19 protein-coding genes and 2 pseudogenes are annotated in these 17,863 nt (G+C 64.6%); 15 read left to right on the top strand and 6 right to left on the bottom strand.

Annotation, left to right across the window (positions count from 1 at the left end):
• The first annotated feature begins 5 nt into the window (after nucleotides 1–5).
• The 9 genes and pseudogenes from K323_RS28115 (at nucleotide 6) to K323_RS0122370 (ending at nucleotide 8,766) form a co-directional block, all read left to right on the top strand.
• A complete protein-coding gene (locus tag K323_RS28115; RefSeq protein WP_022887499.1) occupies nucleotides 6–692 on the top strand; it encodes a YkoF family thiamine/hydroxymethylpyrimidine-binding protein in 687 nt (228 codons plus the stop codon).
• 20 nt (nucleotides 693–712) lie between these two features.
• Nucleotides 713–1,372, top strand: coding sequence for an ECF transporter S component (locus K323_RS28110; RefSeq protein WP_022887498.1), 660 nt, complete (start codon nucleotides 713–715; stop codon nucleotides 1,370–1,372).
• Nucleotides 1,353–1,928, top strand: a pseudogene (locus tag K323_RS30610) (ABC transporter ATP-binding protein); the annotation flags it as partial. The gene K323_RS28110 and the pseudogene K323_RS30610, both read left to right, overlap by 20 nt.
• Nucleotides 1,929–1,940: 12 nt before the next feature.
• On the top strand, nucleotides 1,941–3,149 hold the full coding sequence (locus K323_RS30605; RefSeq protein ID WP_342663027.1) for an ATP-binding cassette domain-containing protein: 1,209 nt from the start codon (nucleotides 1,941–1,943) through the stop codon (nucleotides 3,147–3,149).
• Nucleotides 3,146–3,997 (top strand): energy-coupling factor transporter transmembrane component T family protein, encoded by an 852-nt coding sequence (locus K323_RS0122395; RefSeq protein WP_022887495.1) that lies wholly within the window; start codon nucleotides 3,146–3,148, stop codon nucleotides 3,995–3,997. Before K323_RS30605 ends, K323_RS0122395 begins: the two co-directional genes overlap by 4 nt.
• 95 nt (nucleotides 3,998–4,092) lie before the next feature.
• Nucleotides 4,093–5,229, top strand: a complete 1,137-nt coding sequence (locus K323_RS0122390) for an epoxide hydrolase family protein (protein ID WP_022887494.1) — start codon at nucleotides 4,093–4,095, stop codon at nucleotides 5,227–5,229.
• 134 nt (nucleotides 5,230–5,363) lie between these two features.
• Nucleotides 5,364–5,930 carry a hypothetical protein gene (locus K323_RS0122385; RefSeq protein WP_022887493.1) on the top strand — a complete coding sequence of 189 codons (567 nt, stop codon included), beginning with the start codon at nucleotides 5,364–5,366 and terminating at the stop codon, nucleotides 5,928–5,930.
• A 345-nt stretch (nucleotides 5,931–6,275) separates the two neighbouring features.
• Complete coding sequence (locus tag K323_RS0122380; protein WP_022887492.1) at nucleotides 6,276–6,875, top strand: class I SAM-dependent methyltransferase; 600 nt, start codon at nucleotides 6,276–6,278, stop codon at nucleotides 6,873–6,875.
• Between the two features lie 955 nt (nucleotides 6,876–7,830).
• The gene (locus K323_RS0122370; RefSeq protein WP_157509550.1) at nucleotides 7,831–8,766 is read left to right on the top strand and encodes a hypothetical protein; all 936 of its coding nucleotides are present in this window, start codon (nucleotides 7,831–7,833) and stop codon (nucleotides 8,764–8,766) included.
• 12 nt (nucleotides 8,767–8,778) lie between these two features.
• Here K323_RS0122370 and K323_RS28100 read toward each other — a convergent pair whose 3' ends face one another.
• The 3 genes from K323_RS28100 to K323_RS0122355 form a co-directional block, all read right to left on the bottom strand.
• Nucleotides 8,779–9,264: a MarR family winged helix-turn-helix transcriptional regulator gene (locus tag K323_RS28100; protein ID WP_022887489.1), complete on the bottom strand. Its 486-nt coding sequence runs from the start codon at nucleotides 9,262–9,264 to the stop codon at nucleotides 8,779–8,781.
• A 102-nt stretch (nucleotides 9,265–9,366) separates the two neighbouring features.
• Nucleotides 9,367–10,116 carry an SDR family oxidoreductase gene (locus K323_RS0122360; RefSeq protein ID WP_022887488.1) on the bottom strand — a complete coding sequence of 250 codons (750 nt, stop codon included), beginning with the start codon at nucleotides 10,114–10,116 and terminating at the stop codon, nucleotides 9,367–9,369.
• An 87-nt stretch (nucleotides 10,117–10,203) separates the two neighbouring features.
• Nucleotides 10,204–10,653: an Lrp/AsnC family transcriptional regulator gene (locus K323_RS0122355; protein WP_022887487.1), complete on the bottom strand. Its 450-nt coding sequence runs from the start codon at nucleotides 10,651–10,653 to the stop codon at nucleotides 10,204–10,206.
• Nucleotides 10,654–10,755: 102 nt separating this feature from the next.
• Between K323_RS0122355 and K323_RS0122350 the strand changes: the two genes are divergently transcribed.
• The 5 genes and pseudogenes from K323_RS0122350 (at nucleotide 10,756) to K323_RS28085 (ending at nucleotide 13,798) form a co-directional block, all read left to right on the top strand.
• Complete coding sequence (locus K323_RS0122350; protein WP_022887486.1) at nucleotides 10,756–11,235, top strand: DUF2000 domain-containing protein; 480 nt, start codon at nucleotides 10,756–10,758, stop codon at nucleotides 11,233–11,235.
• 201 nt (nucleotides 11,236–11,436) lie between these two features.
• Nucleotides 11,437–12,459, top strand: coding sequence for an alpha/beta fold hydrolase (locus tag K323_RS29215; RefSeq protein ID WP_022887485.1), 1,023 nt, complete (start codon nucleotides 11,437–11,439; stop codon nucleotides 12,457–12,459).
• A gap of 60 nt (nucleotides 12,460–12,519) precedes the next feature.
• A complete protein-coding gene (locus K323_RS30800) occupies nucleotides 12,520–12,864 on the top strand; it encodes an alpha/beta hydrolase family protein (protein WP_342663026.1) in 345 nt (114 codons plus the stop codon).
• A gap of 12 nt (nucleotides 12,865–12,876) precedes the next feature.
• Nucleotides 12,877–13,464, top strand: a pseudogene (locus tag K323_RS30795) (alpha/beta hydrolase family protein); the annotation flags it as partial.
• Nucleotides 13,465–13,525: 61 nt separating this feature from the next.
• Nucleotides 13,526–13,798, top strand: a complete 273-nt coding sequence (locus K323_RS28085) for a VOC family protein (protein ID WP_022887484.1) — start codon at nucleotides 13,526–13,528, stop codon at nucleotides 13,796–13,798.
• Nucleotides 13,799–14,096: 298 nt separating this feature from the next.
• Here the strand turns inward: K323_RS28085 and K323_RS0122330 are convergent, their stop codons facing one another.
• Nucleotides 14,097–14,807, bottom strand: a complete 711-nt coding sequence (locus K323_RS0122330; protein WP_022887483.1) for a winged helix-turn-helix domain-containing protein — start codon at nucleotides 14,805–14,807, stop codon at nucleotides 14,097–14,099.
• Nucleotides 14,808–15,443: 636 nt separating this feature from the next.
• A complete protein-coding gene (upp, locus tag K323_RS0122315) occupies nucleotides 15,444–16,076 on the bottom strand; it encodes a uracil phosphoribosyltransferase (RefSeq protein WP_022887480.1) in 633 nt (210 codons plus the stop codon).
• Between the two features lie 32 nt (nucleotides 16,077–16,108).
• Between upp and tadA the strand changes: the two genes are divergently transcribed.
• A complete protein-coding gene (gene tadA, locus K323_RS0122310; protein WP_022887479.1) occupies nucleotides 16,109–16,588 on the top strand; it encodes a tRNA adenosine(34) deaminase TadA in 480 nt (159 codons plus the stop codon).
• A 52-nt stretch (nucleotides 16,589–16,640) separates the two neighbouring features.
• On the opposite strand, the gene K323_RS0122305 is transcribed toward tadA, so the two are convergent.
• Entirely contained in the window at nucleotides 16,641–17,603 is a 963-nt protein-coding gene (locus K323_RS0122305) for a cation diffusion facilitator family transporter (protein ID WP_022887478.1), read from the bottom strand.
• Nucleotides 17,604–17,863 lie beyond the last annotated feature (260 nt).

Here is a 17,863-nt window from a genome sequence, read left to right as displayed (position 1 = left end):
GCGACATGCACACCACCACACCCACCTCCCAGGCAAGCACCACGCTCGTCGCCACTCCGCGGGAGTTCGGCGTCGGCGCTCGCCTGACGCTTTCCGTCATGAGCGACGACTACGTCAACGTCATTCTCAGTGCCATACGGGCAGCGGATGCCACGGGGCTGGCAACCGAGACCGGCGCCGTCAGCACCTATGTCTCTGGCGGTGAGGCAGACATCCTGCGCTATCTGAGCCAGGTCATCAGCGCCGCCGGCCGCGCCGGTCATCATGTCTCTGCGTCGCTGCTGCTCTCCCGCGGCTGCCCAGGCGAAGCGACCTGTGAACTTCCGGCAGCGGGCGCCGCCCTCTACTCGGAGATATCGGAACTGCCGCCGACCGGCGTGCATGCCGTGGGGGAGTGGGCCCTGTACCCGCTCGCCGATGTGGCCGCGGCATCCGTTGACGGCAACGCGGCACCCGATCACATGCGCGACATCTACGCGGCCATCGACTACGCGAAGTCCACTGGGATCTCGGTGCACACCGAGCACTTCGTGACCCGACTGGAGGGCGACCTCGCGCAGGTGCTGCAGGCCATTGCTGCCGGTTGGATCCTGGTCGGGCGCACCGTGCAGCACGTGGCGACGCACGCGACGGTGTCGATTAACAGCCCGTCGAGCACGAGCCCCGCGGCCGCAGCCGCGAGCTCCTCCTGAGCCGGAGAGGACGCCAGATCATGTCGACCCCGCTCTCCCCTGCCCCGAACCGGGCGAACAACACCGCCAACAACCGCACAAAGGCCAACCCATTCGCTTGGACCCTCAAGGACCTCGTACTCCTGGTCGTGCTCGGCGTTGTCTTCGGCTTTCTCTACTGGGTCTTCGTGCAGGCCTGGACGGCCCTGTCCATCCTGATGGGCCCAGCCGGCGACCTCGCCCAGCACTTTTTGCTCGGCGCCTGGCTGATCGTTGCCCCGATCGCCGTCGCGATCGTGCGGCGCCCGTTTGCCGGCGTGATGGCCGAGGTCATCGCATCCGTCATTGAGGTCGTCTTCCTCGGCTCCGCAGTTGGCCCGTTGCTCTTCGTGGCAGCGGCACTCCAGGGCGCGGGCAGCGAACTGCCGTTCGCGCTCACCCGCTACCGCAACTACTCCTGGCTGACCTACGCTCTCTCGGGCCTGCTCGGCGCAGGGTTCGTCTTCTTCTACTCCGCCTTCCGGTCTGGATGGTACGGACAGGACCTGTTTCTCATTCGGCTTGCCATCCAACTGGTCTCCGGCGTGATTCTTGGTGGGCTGCTCGCGAAGTTGATCGTCGACGGCCTGGTCAAGACGGGTGTCGTCGACAACTTCGCGATCGGTCGGGCCCGGCTCGGCGATGATCATGCGTCCCGCTGAGCCGTTCGTCAGCGCTGAGCCGTTCGTCAACGCTGAGCCGATAGGTCAGATCGAGCCGGTTCTGCACCTCGACGAGGTGTCGGTGCGCTTTCCCCGGCAGCGCGCGCCCGTGCTCGCTGGCGTCTCACTGAGGCTCGGTCCCGGCGAGCGTGTCATCGTCCTCGGCGCGTCGGGGTCTGGGAAGTCGACCCTTCTGCAGGCCATCACCGGGGTGATTCCGCACTCGCTAACCGCTGAACTGGGCGGCGTCGTTCGGGTGAGCGGAGTCGACACCAGGGACGCCCCGGTGGTGGAGCTCTCACGCCAGGTGGGAGTGCTGGCGTGAGACCCGTCGTCGGGCATCTGCCTGCCTGCCGTTGACCAGGAGCTCGGGTTGCCGCTCGAGAATCGTGCGGTGCTCCCGGACGAGATCTCGCCGCGCATCGATCGCGCGCTCACGACAGTTGGAGCCTCGGCGTTGCGTGAACGCGAGACCAGCCGGCTCTCCGGCGGCGAGGGCCAGCGTGTCGCCCTGGCCGCGGCCCTCATCGCCGAACCGGCGTTGCTCCTGCTCGATGAGCCGACGTCGATGCTTGACCCCGCTGGGGTTGCCGCCGTTCGCGATGCCCTCAACGAAGCGACGGCCGACTATGGCCCGGCAGTGGTGCTCGTCGAGCACCGCATTGACGACTTCGCCGGTGCGGCGGGCATTGCCGGTCTCCCGCCGCGAGCGTTGGTGCTCGGCGAGAGCGGCCGGGTGCTGGCAGACGGCCCGACCGCCCAGGTTCTCGAGGCCCACGCGTCGACCCTCAATGAAAACGGATGCTGGCTGCCGCTGGAATCCGAATTGCTGGCTGTAACCGGGGTGGCAGGCGGACTCCGATCTGCGGCAGCGCGGCACGCGGTGATCGCGCTCGGAGTCGAAAGCGGAGGAGTCGAAAGCGGAGGGGTCGGCCGGGAACAGGAGCGCAGCACAGCACGCGATAACGCTGACACGCTTCTGATGGCTGACGAACTGGTCATCTCCCGAAGCGCTCAACCCGTGCGGCGTCGTCACCGCACGGCATCCGTTGTCGACGTAGAGGGGGCCATCCTCCATGATGTGAACCTCCGGCTGAGGCGGGGTGAGATCGTCGCGCTCCTTGGCGCGAACGGCAGCGGGAAGACATCGCTGCTGCTGACGCTTGCCGGGCTGCTTCCGGCAGCGCGCGGCACGGTGACCGGAGCCAGGCCCGGCCTGGTGTTCCAGAACCCTGAGCACCAGTTCGTGGCGAACACCGTGCGCGACGAGATCGCGCACGGGCTGCCGGGACTTGACGCCGAGCACGTTGATGACATTCTCGCCCGGCACCGGCTGGGCCATCTCGCCGCGCGAAACCCGTTTCGATTGTCTGGGGGCGAGAAGCGGCGCCTCAGTCTTGCGGCAATGCTCGCCCACGACCGGCCAGTGCTTCTGGCCGATGAACCGACATTCGGGCTCGATCGGCGAGACACGATCTCGGCTATCGCCGCTCTGCGGGCGGCCGCAGCAGACGGCCGCGGCGTGCTTTTCGCCAGCCATGACCTTCGCACGGTGTCGGCTCTCGCCGACCGGGTGATTGTTCTCGCCGGGGGCACCGTCATCGCTGATGGGCCGACGGTAGAAACGCTGCGCCGCCGAAACGTGCTCGAGCGAGCGGGGCTGTCCTTGCCGCCGTTGCTCGACTTTCTGCTCACGGAGTGCGGTTCAGACGAACGGGTCCAGCGGGTGCTTGCGCGACTCGATCGTGCGGTCAGTGCGGCGGGCGTTTACGCATGAGCGCGCCGCCGATCGTGGTTCCGGCCGTTGCCGGCATGGGAAGGCCCGCGACATCCGTGCCCCGCACGCCCTTGACCGGCCCGCTCGCCCGGCGCAATCCCACTCTCAAACTGGCGCTCCTCTTCGTGGTGTCAGCCGGTCTCGTGTTCATTCTCGATCCGGTGACGCCGGCCGTGCTCTACCTGCTCGCGGCCGCCGCCGTCGTGGCCACCGCACGCATCCGTACTCGTACCCTGTTGCTGGCGCAATTGCCGTTTGTCGCCTTCGGTGCCGGTCTGCTTGTTGTCAACGCGCTGAGTCGCCCAGGTGAGATTCTCTGGGAAGCCGGCATTCTGAGGGTGAGCGTCGAGGGCCTCGTCATTGGCGGATCGTTGGCGTTGCGTACCCTTGTCATCGGCATCCTGTCGGTCGCCTTCGCTCTGACCACCGAGCCCGTATCGCTCATGACGAGCCTGCACCAGCATGCCAGGCTCGGCGCGCGCCTCACCTACGCGATTCTCGCCGGCTACCGGATGCTGCAGGAGATGCCACGGGAGTGGGTGACAATTCGGCAGGCGCACGCGGTGCGCGCCCCGTTGCGGTCGGATGGCACCCTGCCGCGCGGGGTCGGCGCGCTGGCGCGAGCCGCGTTCTCCCTGCTGGTCGTCTCGGTGCGGAAGGGCGAACGGATGGCGCAGTCGCTTGAGTCGCGCGGGCTCGGGTTATCGCCGCGGTCGACCTGGCGGCCGGTTCCGCTGGTCGCGGCAGACTGGGTGATGGTCGGCGGCGTGCTCGTCGTGCTGGTCGGGGTCTTCGTGATCAGCGCCCAGCTCGGCTTCCTGGAGGGCCCGGCCGCGCTCTTCGGCTGAGACAGGCGAATTCTCCCCGTCGAACACTGCGGATCGAGCAGTCCGAAATCGTCCGCCCTGTACAACGGGGTCGCCGCGCGGCAGGCTGAGAGCCTATGACGCTCACTCCGTTCCGCATCCGACTCGACGGCGGCATCCTCGTCGACCTTGATGAACGTGTCGCTCGAAGTCGCTTCACGCCGCCATCCGACCCCACCCCCTGGAAGGCGGGCGCCGATCCCGCGTATCTGCGCGGCCTCGTCGATTACTGGCGCGACTCGTTCGATTGGCGCTCCCGCGAGCAATGGCTGAACTCTTACCCCCAGTTCATCGCGCACACGGATGCCGGCGACCTTCATTTTGTGCACCTCAGGGCGGTGAGCGGCGGCGAGGCGCAGCCTCCCATCCTGCTCGCGCACGGCTGGCCGAGCAGCTTCATCGAGATGCTGCAGCTGGCCGACCGCCTCACCGACCCCGCCAGGTTCGGAGGTGACCCGGCGGATGCCTGTGATGTCGTTATCCCGTCGCTGCCGGGGTTTCTCTTCAGTACGCTGCCGTCCGGGCCGCTCACCAGGGAGTCGATGGCGCGCATCCTGCACCAGCTCATGACCGAGGAACTCGGTTACGAACGTTACGGCGCATTCGGCGGCGACATTGGCGGAACGGTCGTCGCCTGGCTCGGCGCGCTGTACTCGGAGCAGGTTGCCGGCATCCACATGATTCATCCTCCTTTCCCCGCCGACTTCGATGCGCGCCCTCTGCACCAGGACGAAGAGGCGTTCCTCGCTGCGGAAGAGAGCTACGACGAGCGCGACGGCGGATACAGCGCCATCATGATCACCCGCCCCGACACGATTGCGCCAGCATTGAACGACTCACCGGTCGGGCTGGCGGCATGGATCGTCGACAAGTTGCGTGACTGGAGCGACTGCGACGGTGACCTTGCCACGCGCTTCGATTTCGACACCATTCTCACCACGGTGACTCTCTATTGGGCCACCGGCTCGATCGGGTCGTCGATGCGTCAGTACTACGACCACGCACACAACCCGCCGCGGCCGCCGATCCATGTTCCCGCCGCGTTCACGCTCAGCAACGAGCCAGGGATGGTCGGTTTCCCGCGGTCGATCGCCGAGCGGGCGTGCACGAATATCGTGAGCTGGAGCCTGCCAGGAAGGGGAGGGCATTTCATGGCGCACGAGGAACCGGACCAGGTGGCATCCGCTCTGAACGCCAAATTCAGTGGCCGATAGCCGCGCCTGACAGTCGCGCGCCCTACAATGGCGGCAAGCGGCAAGCGGCAAGCGGCAAGCGGCACGAAGCGCGGACGGAGCGTAAACGGATGCGAGCATCGCAACCGATTCCCGGGAGCGAGTGGCCGAATGACATGGCCCTCACGATTGACGATGCGCCGCACCTGACGTTTCTGCTCTTCGTGCGCAGCGCGTGGCGGCTCGAGGTGGGCAGCGTGCCTGCGCTGGAGTCAGAACCCGACGTTGGTTCCTCTGCGAAACCGCTGTTTCCCGATGACGAGGCCATCTCGGCGCGGTGGGTGTCGGAATGGGAGAGGGCGTGGAAGCAGTTCGAACGCCTCGAAACCGGAATCGGCGCACCCGATGTGGAAACCCAACGCATGCTGGACACCCTGACCGATGAAGAACTTTCGGCGGCGATGTCCACCGCGCCGTCGAAATTCTGGGAGGTCGGGATCGATCAGGATGCCTTCAACGCGTGGCGGATGACCCTTCTCGACGACCATCAGCATCCGTTTGATCAGCAACCAGAACGCAGATCGTTGCCCGCCCTCATCGACGCGTGGAAGTCCGGACTGACGACGATCATCCAGTTGCCGTACGCGGGCTACTTCGGAGACAGAATCAACAGGGAGCACCTCGTCGTCTCCGCCGCGGCGCGCCGTAACCCTGAGCTGTTCGGCCTGGCCCTCCGCCAGTAATCCGAATGCGCACCTGAAATTTTCAGTACTCGCGTGCACAGCGGACCGTGATCTTCCAGGGATGCGCAGGCGAGAGTGGAGCAGGATATTTCAGTACGCGCCTGCACAAGACGCTTGATTGCCCGATACTCCTCTGCGCAATGAACGCTCAGGCGGCAGCAGTTCGGCCAGGGATTTGACTGTAGCGTTTAGCCCCCTTGACCGGGCATTTTCTCGGGCGGGTCTTACGGGAATCGACGACCCAGTGACAGTCTAGATTATGAGAATGTCCGAAGCCGTCTGCACGCGTCCCGGTCGACGTCCGCCTTGCGGAACTGTTCGGATAGCGCGCTCTAGAATTGTTGAGTGACTGATATTCGAGTTCGGCAGGCCTACGCCAGACGCGCAACCGAATACGCCGCCGCGCTAAGCGCAATTGATGGCATGCATGAGCGAGACCGGCATCGCATTGAGCGGTGGGCTGAGCAGATCGACGGCGCGGTAATCGATGCAGGCTGCGGACCAGGACATTGGACCGACTTCCTTAGGAAGCAGGGTGTCGAGATTACCGGCATCGATCTTGTTCCGGAGTTCATCGAGAGCGCACACACTCGATTCCCTGAAGCAACATTTCGCGTTTCCTCTCTCCGTGCCCTTGGCACTGTGGACGGAAATTTGAGCGGCGTCCTCGCCTGGTATTCACTCATACATTTGATTCCGACGGAACTGCCCGGAGTCCTATCTGAGTTCGCACGTGCGCTCGGTGCGCAAGGTCACTTGCTCGTTGGTTTTTTCGAGGGCGAATCCGCAGAACCCTTCGATCATGCGATCACAACCGCGTACTACTGGTCTGTGGGTGAGATGAGTTCTATGCTCAACGATGCTGGCTTTGACGTGATTGACGTAGAAACACGTCAAGATCTGGGAAGTCGACCTCACGCCGCAATTTCCGCGGTTGCCCGCTGAGCGTTCGGCTTGGGGGCACGATTCAGACACAGACGGTCGCCCGCACGAGGTGGACCTACCATTGCAGATGTGCAGGTACTTTGCTCGTTCGTAGGTGGCGCAGGTCACCTCGTTCCGCAGCTGCCACTTCTCCGAGGACTCGCCAACGCAGGCCACGACCTTACATTGGTCGGCCGCACCTCCGGCGTTAAATCGGCACCCGAGGGATTGTTTCGACGTGTGGTGGCACGCCCGGATGGCCGAGTTCACATCAGTAGCGAAATCTCCTCACTGCTCCCGGTAGATCGTGGGCTGAGGTGGCTGTTGTAGCCAATTACTTCGCCGATGACGCTGCACACCGGTCGTCGGAAGCGGTCGAGGCTGTTTTGCCTGGCACGGACGTCATCGTGTGCGACGAACTGGACTTTGGCGCGATGGGGGTGGGTGCGCGCGCAGGGGTGCCGGTCGTGGTTGTATCTGTCATCGCATCGGGAGCCCTCGTACGAGCAGAACGCATCACCGACGCGCCACCTCGCGCTCCGGCATCCTCCGCGGGTGGGACGGCGTCGGCGGCGTGCTCGTCGTGCGCTACGACGCACGTCGCATAGTCGAACTCCTCATCGCAGGACTGCGTGCAGAAGAGTATGGGAAGTGACGGCCCCCCGTTCGGGTCACTGACACAAGCTGATAGTGCTGAGATATCCTTATCTATCCGAGCAATGCGCCCGGAGATACAAACGCGACCGGGCACCGCGCGGAGGCACTCGCCGCGTGGTTCGATTCGGTTGTCGAACCGAAAGGCATAGACGGTCATGGAGCCCGAACTCCTGGACCCGGCCCCGCCTCCGCGGATACCGGACCCACAACACGCGCGTCTCCCCATGCCCGATGCTGCGAGCCAGTCGGCTCCTGCTTCTCACCGGGCACAGTTCGGGACGCCTGGATGAGAAAGGTGATCCTGAAAAGGATCGCCTCGGTGGGGCGGGGGGTAGGGCCCTCGTCCCACCGCCGAACGACGAAGGAAGATGCGCTGCACGACGATCGAGCCGAGATTGTTGCCGAGGTCTCCCGCCTCGGCGAGACCCTTCGCATCAGGACGCTTGCCGCGTGTGAGCCGGTGCTCGAACACTTCGGCCTCGAAGCCCCCGTCGAACTCATCAACGCCGCCGTGTTGGTCGATCCGGCCTCGACCACGCATCTGGTTCGCACCCTGATCGCCGATGGCTGGGTGATCGACCAGAGCCAGGGGCGCACCAGCATTCTGCCGCCCACTCGGGCAACCCTGTGGCATCCGTTGCGGGCACGCGGACTCGATGTCTACTACCTGCTCCCCGGATTCCTGGCCGACCCTGAAGTCACATTCGACGTCTTGTGGGAGAGCCGAGCGAACCTGACCTTCGACTCGGTGAACGTTCCCAGCCTGAACCGCGGCGCCAACGTGCTCACCGTGGCCCTCTACGGTGCCGGCAAGATTCCTGGCGTTCCACGGGTCGCCTCCGGCTACGATTTTGTGCTGGCGCAATTGGCAACGGGCTTCACCCCGGCCGACATCGAAGACCTGATCGCCGTGATCGAGAAGCTGCACGGCACGACCGCCATGCGCGGCTTACTGGTGGCGTGGGGCCGGGAGTCTCCAGCGGATGTCCTGATTCCAGAGAGTTACGCGAAATGGCGGCTCAAAGTGGATGCTGCCAGTCCGGTTGTGCGTGCCATGGTCGCGGTTCTGGAGGCACCGATCCCGCAACGGTGGGAGCTCGCCAGGATGAGCCAGCGAGCGCTCGGGAGCATGCCAGGACCCGGCGAGTTCATTCGGGCGCTGCGTGTTGTGCTGAACGCCAAGTCGCGCCTGCGTGACTACTCACCCTCCGACCCGCGCGGGAGCGGTTGGGCAGATGACGCCCTGAGCAGGTAGAGCGCCCAGGCCCTACAGTGCCGCGCGGCTGGAATCGCCGTTGCGCCCGCTCTGATCGACGGGCGCTCCGTCGCGCAGGCGATCGCACAGTTCCATGAGCTGCTGCAGCTCGTCGTTGTCGAGAATGTCACCGAATCGTTCGGTGATCGAGCCCATGTGCGCGAGGGCGACCCGGCGGAACAAACCGTGACCGGCATCCGTCAACTCGATGATGGCCCCACGGCCGTCACTCGGGTCGGTCTCCTTCTCGACGTAGCCGCGGGCGACCAGGCGGTCGATGAGGCGGCTGACACTCGGCTGGGTCAGCAGCACGTGATGGTTCAGATCACGCAAACGGATGCGTCGGTCTGACTGCCGAGACAGGTTGAAGAGCACGTCGTACTCGTTCAGCGAGATCTCGCGGGAGGGCCAGTTCGCGGCGAGGGAGCGCATCACGGTGACCTGCGCCCGGAAGAGTGACTCCCAGGCGGCCACGGCAACGTCTCGATCGGTTGTCATTCTCATGCCTCCAGTGACAACAATAGAGAAGTCCGGTCGTGGTGCGAACTTGAGGGCCGAGTGGCTCACGCAGTGTCCTGCGGATTCGGATAGCCGCTGCGTCTACTTGGCAGACGCCTCAAGCCAGGCGGCGAGGATCGTCTCGCCCGTCGGGCCGTCGGTCACGGGAACGAGGGTCGTCTCGTCCATGCGCGCGCCGAAGTAGGGTGCGTCAGGGTCGGCGACGACCGCGCGAGGGTCGTTCCGGAAGGCCAGGACGCGCCCGACCATTTCGTCGAAGCGCCCGCGCTCAGGCCCGGGGATGTCGACGGTGCCGTTCAGCGGGGTTCCCGCTGCGGTCCGTGCGACGGCGCTCGCGACGTCGTCTGCGGCAACCGGCTGGAACGACACCGGAGGAAGTGTGACGGTGTCACCGTCTGTCGCTGTGTCGGCGATCGCACCCATGAATTCGAAGAACTGGGTGGCGTGAACGATCGAGTATGGCGCTCCGGAATCACGGATGAGCTTCTCCTGTGCGGCCTTGGCGATGAAGTAGGCACCTTCGGACGGCCGTTCGACGCCAACGATCGAGAGCGCGACGTGGTGGCCGACTCCCGCGTCTTTCTCGGCGGCCAGGAGGTTCGTAGTGGAGGTCGTGAAGAAGTCCAGCACGGCCTTGGCTTCGAACGAGGGCGAGTTGGTGACGTCGACGACCACGTCGGCTCCGGCCAGAACGTCGGCAAGACCTTCGCCGGTGATGGTGTTGACCCCGGTGTTGTGGGAGGCCGCGACTGCTTCGTGGCCGTGTTCGGTGAGCCTGGTGATGACTTTCGAGCCGATGAGCCCGGTTCCGCCGATGACGACGATCTTCATGATCAACCTTTCGTGTGCGCCAGCGGCTTTGCCGCCGATCTACTAGCTCAGACCGAGCGGCACCCGCTTTTGTGACAACAAGGCTGGCTAGGGTTCGATCACCTGCGGCCGCACATGTTCGTAGACCACGCTCGTTCGCACGTCGGCGACCTCGTCGCGCTCGGTGAGTTTGTCGATGACGAAGGAGTAGAGCTCGTCGTTGTCGGCGACCGCCACGTGGAGGAGGAAGTCCTCGTTCCCGGTGACGACGAAGACGCCGATCGTCTCCTTCAGGCCGGACGCCCAGGTGCGAAAGGCATCGATGTTCTTCCGTGAAGGGGGTCTGATGCGCACGGCGATGAGCGCCTGCACCGGGCGGCCGATCGTCGCAAGGTCGACTTCCAGCCGGGCTCCTCGAATGACCCCGCGCCGGTAGAGCGCCCTGGTGCGATCGAGGGCTGTGGTGGGGGAGACACCGACGGATGCCGCGATGTCACGATTGGTCCGTCGCGCATCTCGCTGCAGTTCGCGCAGTATTGCCGCATCAAGTTCGTCCATATTCGTCCTCTCGCCGTGAACAGCGCACTTAATACGAAGCTTGTTCCAAGCATCCGTTCTTATGCGTAGCCTATGACGCAAAGATCGCAGATGGAGAACGCAATGATCACAATCAGTGCCACACCGGTCGGGTTCGCGCCCGACGAGATCACGACGAGCGAATCCACCCGGTTCGCCCGACTGAAGTGGGTGGTCATCGTCGACAACACGTTGCCGGCGGGCCGGCAGGTGAATGCTGCGGTGTGTGTTGCGGCCGCGACATCCGTGCTGGTCTCCGGTCTGCTGGGGCCAGACGGGCAGGACGCTGACGGAGTTGACCATCCGGGACTGCCGTGGGCGGGATGCTCGATCCTGGGTGCGTCAGCTGAGCAGATGTCGACCATTCGCGAGAAGGCGACGGATGCCGCCGGCGTTCATGTGACCGACATGCCGGCGGCCGCCCAGGAGACGCGGGTCTACGACGAATACCTCGAGCAACTGTCGCAGACGCCGGTCGGGGGCCTGCGCCCGTTCGCGATCAGCCTGGTCGGCCCGAGGAAAGACGTCGACAAGCTGGTGAAGAAACTCTCCTTGCTTCCGTGATCGGCAGTTCTTACGATTCACGCCAGACATGGCTGCCGGTGTGCCTTCGATTGCGACGTTGATCTGCGGGAGGCCCAGGTCTTCCGGCCGGCCTGCACGTCTCACGCCGCCGCGCGACCCCCTGGGTCGATGACGAGAGTATGCTCAGAGCCCGGCGTTGCCGCCGGCGAGAAAGCGATCGGCCCGAAGGTTGCTACCGAAATGACAACGTTCAACGCATTCGTGCGACTGACATCGCCGGGGTGCGGCGCGGCCTTCGCGCTGGCGGCTTTGCTGGCGCTGACACTGTCGACGGCATTGACGGGCTGCACCGGGCTGGGCACGCCCGGCTCCTTGTCGGCAGACTCGACTGCCGGAACGACCCGGCCGCCTGTCGAAGCCGGGAGCCCGCTCGCCGGTGAATTCGCCGGTCGGATTCCGATCGGCGACGGCCGCGAACTCTACCTGCAGTGTGCCGGCGAGGGTGAGCCAACGGTCGTCCTGGAGTCAGGCATCCATGATTCGTCCGACACCTGGACGATCAGCGATTCACCGGCGGCGCCCGTGTTCACAGAGGTCTCTACATACGCGCACGTGTGTATGTATGACAGGCCGGGCACGATTCGCTATTCGAATCCACCCGAGTTGACGACACGAAGTACGCCGGTCGACATGCCACGCACCCTCTCGAGTATGGTCTCGGACCTGAACGCCCTCATGACCGAGGCCCGGATTCCCGGGCCGTATTTGTTCGTCGGCCATTCCTACGGCGGCATGATCGTGCGGTCGTTCGCTCAAACACATCCGTCGTCGACCGCCGGCGTTGTTTTCGTCGATGCCTTCGGGCCGAATATCGCGGACAAGTTCGGCGAGCAGTGGCCGGCCTACGCTGCAGTGCTCAACAAGCCGGGGACGGCACTCGACGAGCAGCCCGGCTGGGAGACCGTCGACGCGGATGAAGCGATCCTCCAGATTGTGAACGGTGGACAACTGCCGGATGTGCCGGCGGCGGTGATCAGCAAAACAGAACCATTCGCAGTCGCACCGACGGTTCCGTCGGCGTTGACTGAGACGCTCGAACGCGCGTGGCCCCACGTTCAGGAAGAACTTGTCGCACTGAGGCCGAATACCCCACATGCGTTCGCAACCGGCAGCGACCACTACGTGCAGATACATGATCCCGATCTGACCAGCAGCATGATCCGCCTGGTTCTGGAGCGTTCTCAAACGAACGGCACGTCGTAGCGCTGGTGACCCGGCATGCCACGCCGTCGGTGCAGAGTGCGCGCATGGGAACATGAGCAGATGCCATTCCCTGCCCTGGATCCCCACGCATCTGGCCTGCTTGACCTCGATGACGGCACGCAGCTCTACTGGGAGGAGTCTGGCAACGCTGTCGGCAAGCCGATGATCTGGCTGCACGGCGGTCCGGGAAGCGGTCTGGGCGCCGGAGGGTATCGTCGACGACCCGACCCGGCCGTGTGGCGGATCATCGGCATCGAGCAGCGCGCATGCGGCCGCAGTCGTCCGCTTGTCGGCGAGCCGAGCTTCGATCTGACTGCCCTCACCACCGAGCGCCTCATCCGCGACATCGAGTCGGTGCGTGAGTTTCTCGGCATCAAGCAGTGGCTCGTCGCCGGCGGCTCGTGAGGCTCCACTCTCGCACTCGCCTACGCGTTGGCTCACCCCGACCGGGTGATGGCCATCGTGCTGACCGCCGTGACAACAACCAGTCGCGCCGAGGTCGACTGGATCAGCGAGTCAGTGGGACGGATCTTCCCGCGGGAGTGGGAAGCCTTCGTGGAGGCGTCGGGCAGGCGCCCTGGAAAGCGAGTAGTCGATGCTTATGTCGAGCGGCTCGCCGACCCTGACCCCGAGGTTCGGGAGAGGGCAGCCCTGGACTGGTGCACGTGGGAAGACGTTCACATGTCGCTCGCCCCTGGCCTCCTCCCGCCGCTGCGGGACGAAGACCCTGCGTTCCGGCTCATCTTCGCGACGCAGGTCAGTTGGTTCTGGTCGAATTCGGGGTTCCTCGGCGATCGCGGCATCCTCGACCGGATCGGTGAGATCGCGCACATCCCGGAGGTGCTCATCCACGGGCGACTCGATGTGAGCAGCCCGCTCGCGACCGCGTGGGAACTGCACCGCGCCTGGCCCGGAAGTCGGCTCGTGGTGAGTGAGGGCGAAGGGCACAGTGGCGAGTCGATGAGCGAGGCGCAGGAACGCGCATACGCCTCGTTCGCACGGTGATCGGCCGGGCGAGTTTCTGGACACGGTCATCGGAATCCCCGACTCCCGCACGCAGATCGTCATGCTAGGACCACCAGGCGGAGGCACCCGGCTGGAGCTATCGAGCTTCGTCCGGCCCGATCACGAACCAGGGTCACCGACCGCGATGGCCAACGAACTTGGGTTGCGCAACGTGGCGTTTGAGGTCGACGATCTCCATGCCGCCGTCGATCGGCTCGACGCGGACGGCTATGGGCTGGTGGGCGACATCGGCCAATACGAGCGCATCTGGCGGATGGCCTACGTGCGCGGTCCGGAGGGGATCATCGTGTCCCTTGCCGAGCGCATGGGCTGACGGTTGACCTTCTCATCGGAGCTGCCCACCACAAGCTCCGGTGCCTGAGTAGAACCGTCAAAGGAAAATATCGTTGAAAGAAAAAGAATTTCAAGAATAGCGAACGGATAACTAGCGCCCGTTACCTATTCGTTATATATTCGTAGTGCGTCAACCGTTTGCTGTGGCGGAAGACGTGAAATGTGATTGCACGACACTCTTGGTGCAAGGGAAGAGGGTCGGTCGTTAGCCTCTACGACCGGCCCTCAGTCCGTTAATCTTTGGCGCATCGCTGCCGGCGCGATTTGCGGCGAGCAGCCTAGAAGATATCGGGGCTTGGCGTCGTCGCCTGGCGGATCGAGACATCCGCGTGGCGATCGAAGCGGTAACCGACACCACGCACGGTGCGCACGATGTCTTCGTAGCGCCCGAGCTTGGAGCGGAGCCGGCGCACGTGCACGTCGATCGTGCGCTCGTTCGGCGCATCCTCTTCGTCGGCAGCGTTCCACAGCGAGGAGATGAGCTCGGCACGCTCGATCGTGCGCCCCTCGCGCAACACCAGGTACTGCAGCAGTTCGAACTCCTTATAGGTGAGCGAAGCGGTCTCGTTGTCGAGGATCACGCGCTTGCGGGAAATATCGACGACCACGCCGCCTGGGGCCCGGTCAAGTTCATCATCCGCGGTGCGGTGCTTGGCCAGCGCCGACGGATCCTGCAGCGCAAGCCGCACCACGTCGACATCGCGACCTCCGGCGCCTTCCGGCGCGAGAGCCACAGCAGCGTACGTTTCGGCAGACGGGGCGATATCGGAGGCGAGCAGCTTCAGGGCCTCAACGATGCGGTGAAGGCTGGTTCCTGCCGCAGCCGCCTTTGCCTCGTCAATACCGACGTAGAGAACGAAGCCGCGAGCCTCAGTGCCCTCAGGCACGGCACGAATGCGGGGTGCCGGCGCGGCCGGCGCCTCAGCGAGTGACAGGTCGGGGCGGATAGAACGAAGGGGGCGGGCGGTGTCGATGTGTGCGAGAGACATGGGAGAAATCCTTGGGTGTGATGATGCGGTGAACCCCGGCGATCGATGCGACTGCAGTAGGTTCGAACTGGTGGCCGGCTGGTCATGTGGCTGCCTGGCCGTGTGACGGATGCTCGCGGTGCGGAGCGTCCGGGAGTCCTGTCCGGTCAGACCGGAGGAACGGGACTCGGCGAAAGGTCGGTGTTCGAAAACTCGGCGATCAGCGACACATTCGGCAACACATGACAGCACTCATGCCGGGCATCATCATGCCGGCATTCCCAGAAGCCTCGAAGGAGGTCAGGGGGCACGCGTTCGTAGTCATGGATGTGAGTAAACCCGAGTATTACGTGGTGTGTCAATTCTGTGACGGACCGTGACGCGAAATGACGCGCACCACGTGCGCGGCCACCCAGAGCGGATCGGAGGATCCGGCGTCGATCCGAATTTCACGAAAGAAGATTTGACGAAAGCAGCATTACTCAAACTTTCGTGAAGTTTCGCCCAAGACCGCATGGCATGTCGCAGCTTCTGCGTTGGTGGCCGCGTGGCAGGCGCATCCGTCATCGCCTGGTCATCGCCTCACGCGTGCGGCCAAATTGTCGGTTCGCGACGCTCAGACCGACAATTTGGGCGCACTCGCGCACGGTTGGAGAGCTAGACCAGTCCGTAGAGGCGGTCGCCGGCGTCGCCGAGCCCTGGCACGATGTAGCCGACCTCGTTGAGCCGCTCGTCGACGGCGCCGAGCACGATCGTGACTTCGCGACCCTCCATCGCCTTCTCGACGGCGGCGAGGCCCTCCGGCGCGGCGAGGATGCAGATCGCGGTCACGTCGACGGCCCCGCGGTCGAACAGGTACTCGATGGCCGCGATCAGCGACCCGCCGGTGGCCAGCATCGGGTCGAGCACGAAGCACTGCCGGTCGGACAGATCGTCTGGCAATCGCTCGGCATAGGTCGTCGGCTGCAGTGTCTCTTCGTTGCGCGCCAGACCGAGAAAGCCCACCTCGGCGGTCGGCAAAAGCTTGACCATTCCCTCGAGCATGCCGAGACCGGCGCGCAGGATCGGCACGATCAGTGGCTTTGGGTCACTGATCTTCACGCCGTGCGCCATGGCAACCGGAGTCTTGACCGTGACATCCTCCACGCGCACACCACGGGTTCCCTCGTAGGCGAGCAGCGTCATGAGCTCCTCGACCAGCGCACGGAACATCGGTGACGGGGTGTTCTCGTCGCGCAGCACCGTGAGCTTGTGGGTGATGAGCGGGTGGTCGGCAACGTGAACTCGCATAGGCTCAATACTACGAGTCGGGAGGTGGCGACGTGGGCGTGGATTCGGCACTGCACGAGGCCTGGATGCGCGCCGCGCTCACCGAGGCGCGCGCGGCGCTGGCGACCGGCGACGTGCCGGTCGGCGCGATCGTGACGGATGCCGTTGGCGCGGTCATCGGCCGCGGCCGGAACGAGCGAGAGCTGCGCCAGGATCCGACTGCCCACGCCGAGATCGTCGCCATCCGCGAGGCAGCAGCGGCACTCGGCGATTGGCACCTCACCGGCTGCACCCTCATCGTCACACTCGAACCCTGCATGATGTGTGCGGGCGCAATCGTGGCTGCCCGCATACCGGTGGTCGTCTTCGGCGCGTGGGACGAGAAGGCAGGAGCCTCCGGATCCGTCTACGACGTTCTGCGCGACCGGCGCCTCAACCACCGCGCGGAAGTCTTCGCCGGTGTCGCTGAGAACGAATGTTCAGAGCTGCTCAGGGACTTCTTCGAAGAACCCGCCCGACGCGGCGTGCGCTGATCGGCGTGCACTGAGCGGTGTGCACTGAGCCGGTCGGCGCCTGACCGAACGGCTACTCGCGGCCCTTGATGACGATCGCATCCGTCGGTGGATTCGCCTCGTTCGGGTCGACATAGATATCCGGTTCGATGTAGATCACGCGCGCGACCGGAACAGCCTCACGGATGCGTGTCTCGACGGCGTTGATGGAAGCCGCGACATCCGAGAACCGGCTCGAAGAATCGAACGAGAGCTTCGCCCCGACCAGGAGCTCATCCGGCCCGAGGTAGAGCGTCTTCAAGTGGATGATGTTTCGCGTCTCAGGTCCTGCCATCACTGCCTTCTCGATGGCGGCGACATCCTTCGCGCTCGCGCCCTCGCCGACCAGCAGGCTCTTGGTCTCGATTCCGAGCACGATTGCCACCAGCACGAGCAGCGCACCGATGAAGAGTGTGCCGATCGCGTCCCAGACCGGGTTGCCGGTGAGGATGGTCAGTCCGACACCGCAGAGTGCGAACACGAGGCCGAACAACGCAGCAATGTCTTCGAGGAGCACAACCGGGAGCTCTGGAGCCTTTGCGCGCCGCACGAACTGCACCCAAGTCTGGTCTCCGCGCACATGGTTCGATTCCCTGACAGCCGTACGCAGGGAGAACGACTCCAACACGATCGCGATGACAAGAACGAGAACCGGGAGCCACGGAACATCGAGCGCGTGCGGGTGCTGCAGCTTGTTGATGCCCTCGTAGATGGAGAAGACTCCACCGACCGAGAACAGGATGATCGACACCACAAACGCGTAGACAAATCGTTCACGTCCGTAACCGAACGGATGCTCCAGGTCGGCCTTGCGCTTGGCCTGACGGCCGCCGAGCAGCAGGAGCAGCTGGTTTCCCGCGTCAGCGACGGAGTGCACGGACTCGGCAAGCATCGATGACGACCCGGAGAACGCCCACGCGATGAACTTGGTGATCGCAATTCCGGTGTTGGCCAGGAATGCGGCCACGATTGCCCTATTTCCGCCCGATGCGCTCATGCAGTAATCCTAGAACGAGCCGGCGCGCAGTCTCCGCGCAACTTCTGCGGTCATAGTGACCTTTCCGGCCCCGAGGTACCGTTCTGCCGGTCACTCGGGGCCGGAGAGGTCACATTCGCGGCGGTGAGCGGCAAAACTAGACTTCGATCATGAGCTCTTCCGACACCGACACCGACACCGACACCGACACCGACACCGACACCGACACCGACACCGACACCGACACCGACACCGACACCGACACCGACACCGACACCGAC

Source organism: Glaciibacter superstes DSM 21135, assembly GCF_000421145.1.
Classification (GTDB): domain Bacteria; phylum Actinomycetota; class Actinomycetes; order Actinomycetales; family Microbacteriaceae; genus Cryobacterium; species Cryobacterium superstes.
The sequence above is the reverse complement of the archived record's forward strand: the minus strand, read 5'-3'. Positions and strand labels throughout refer to the sequence as shown.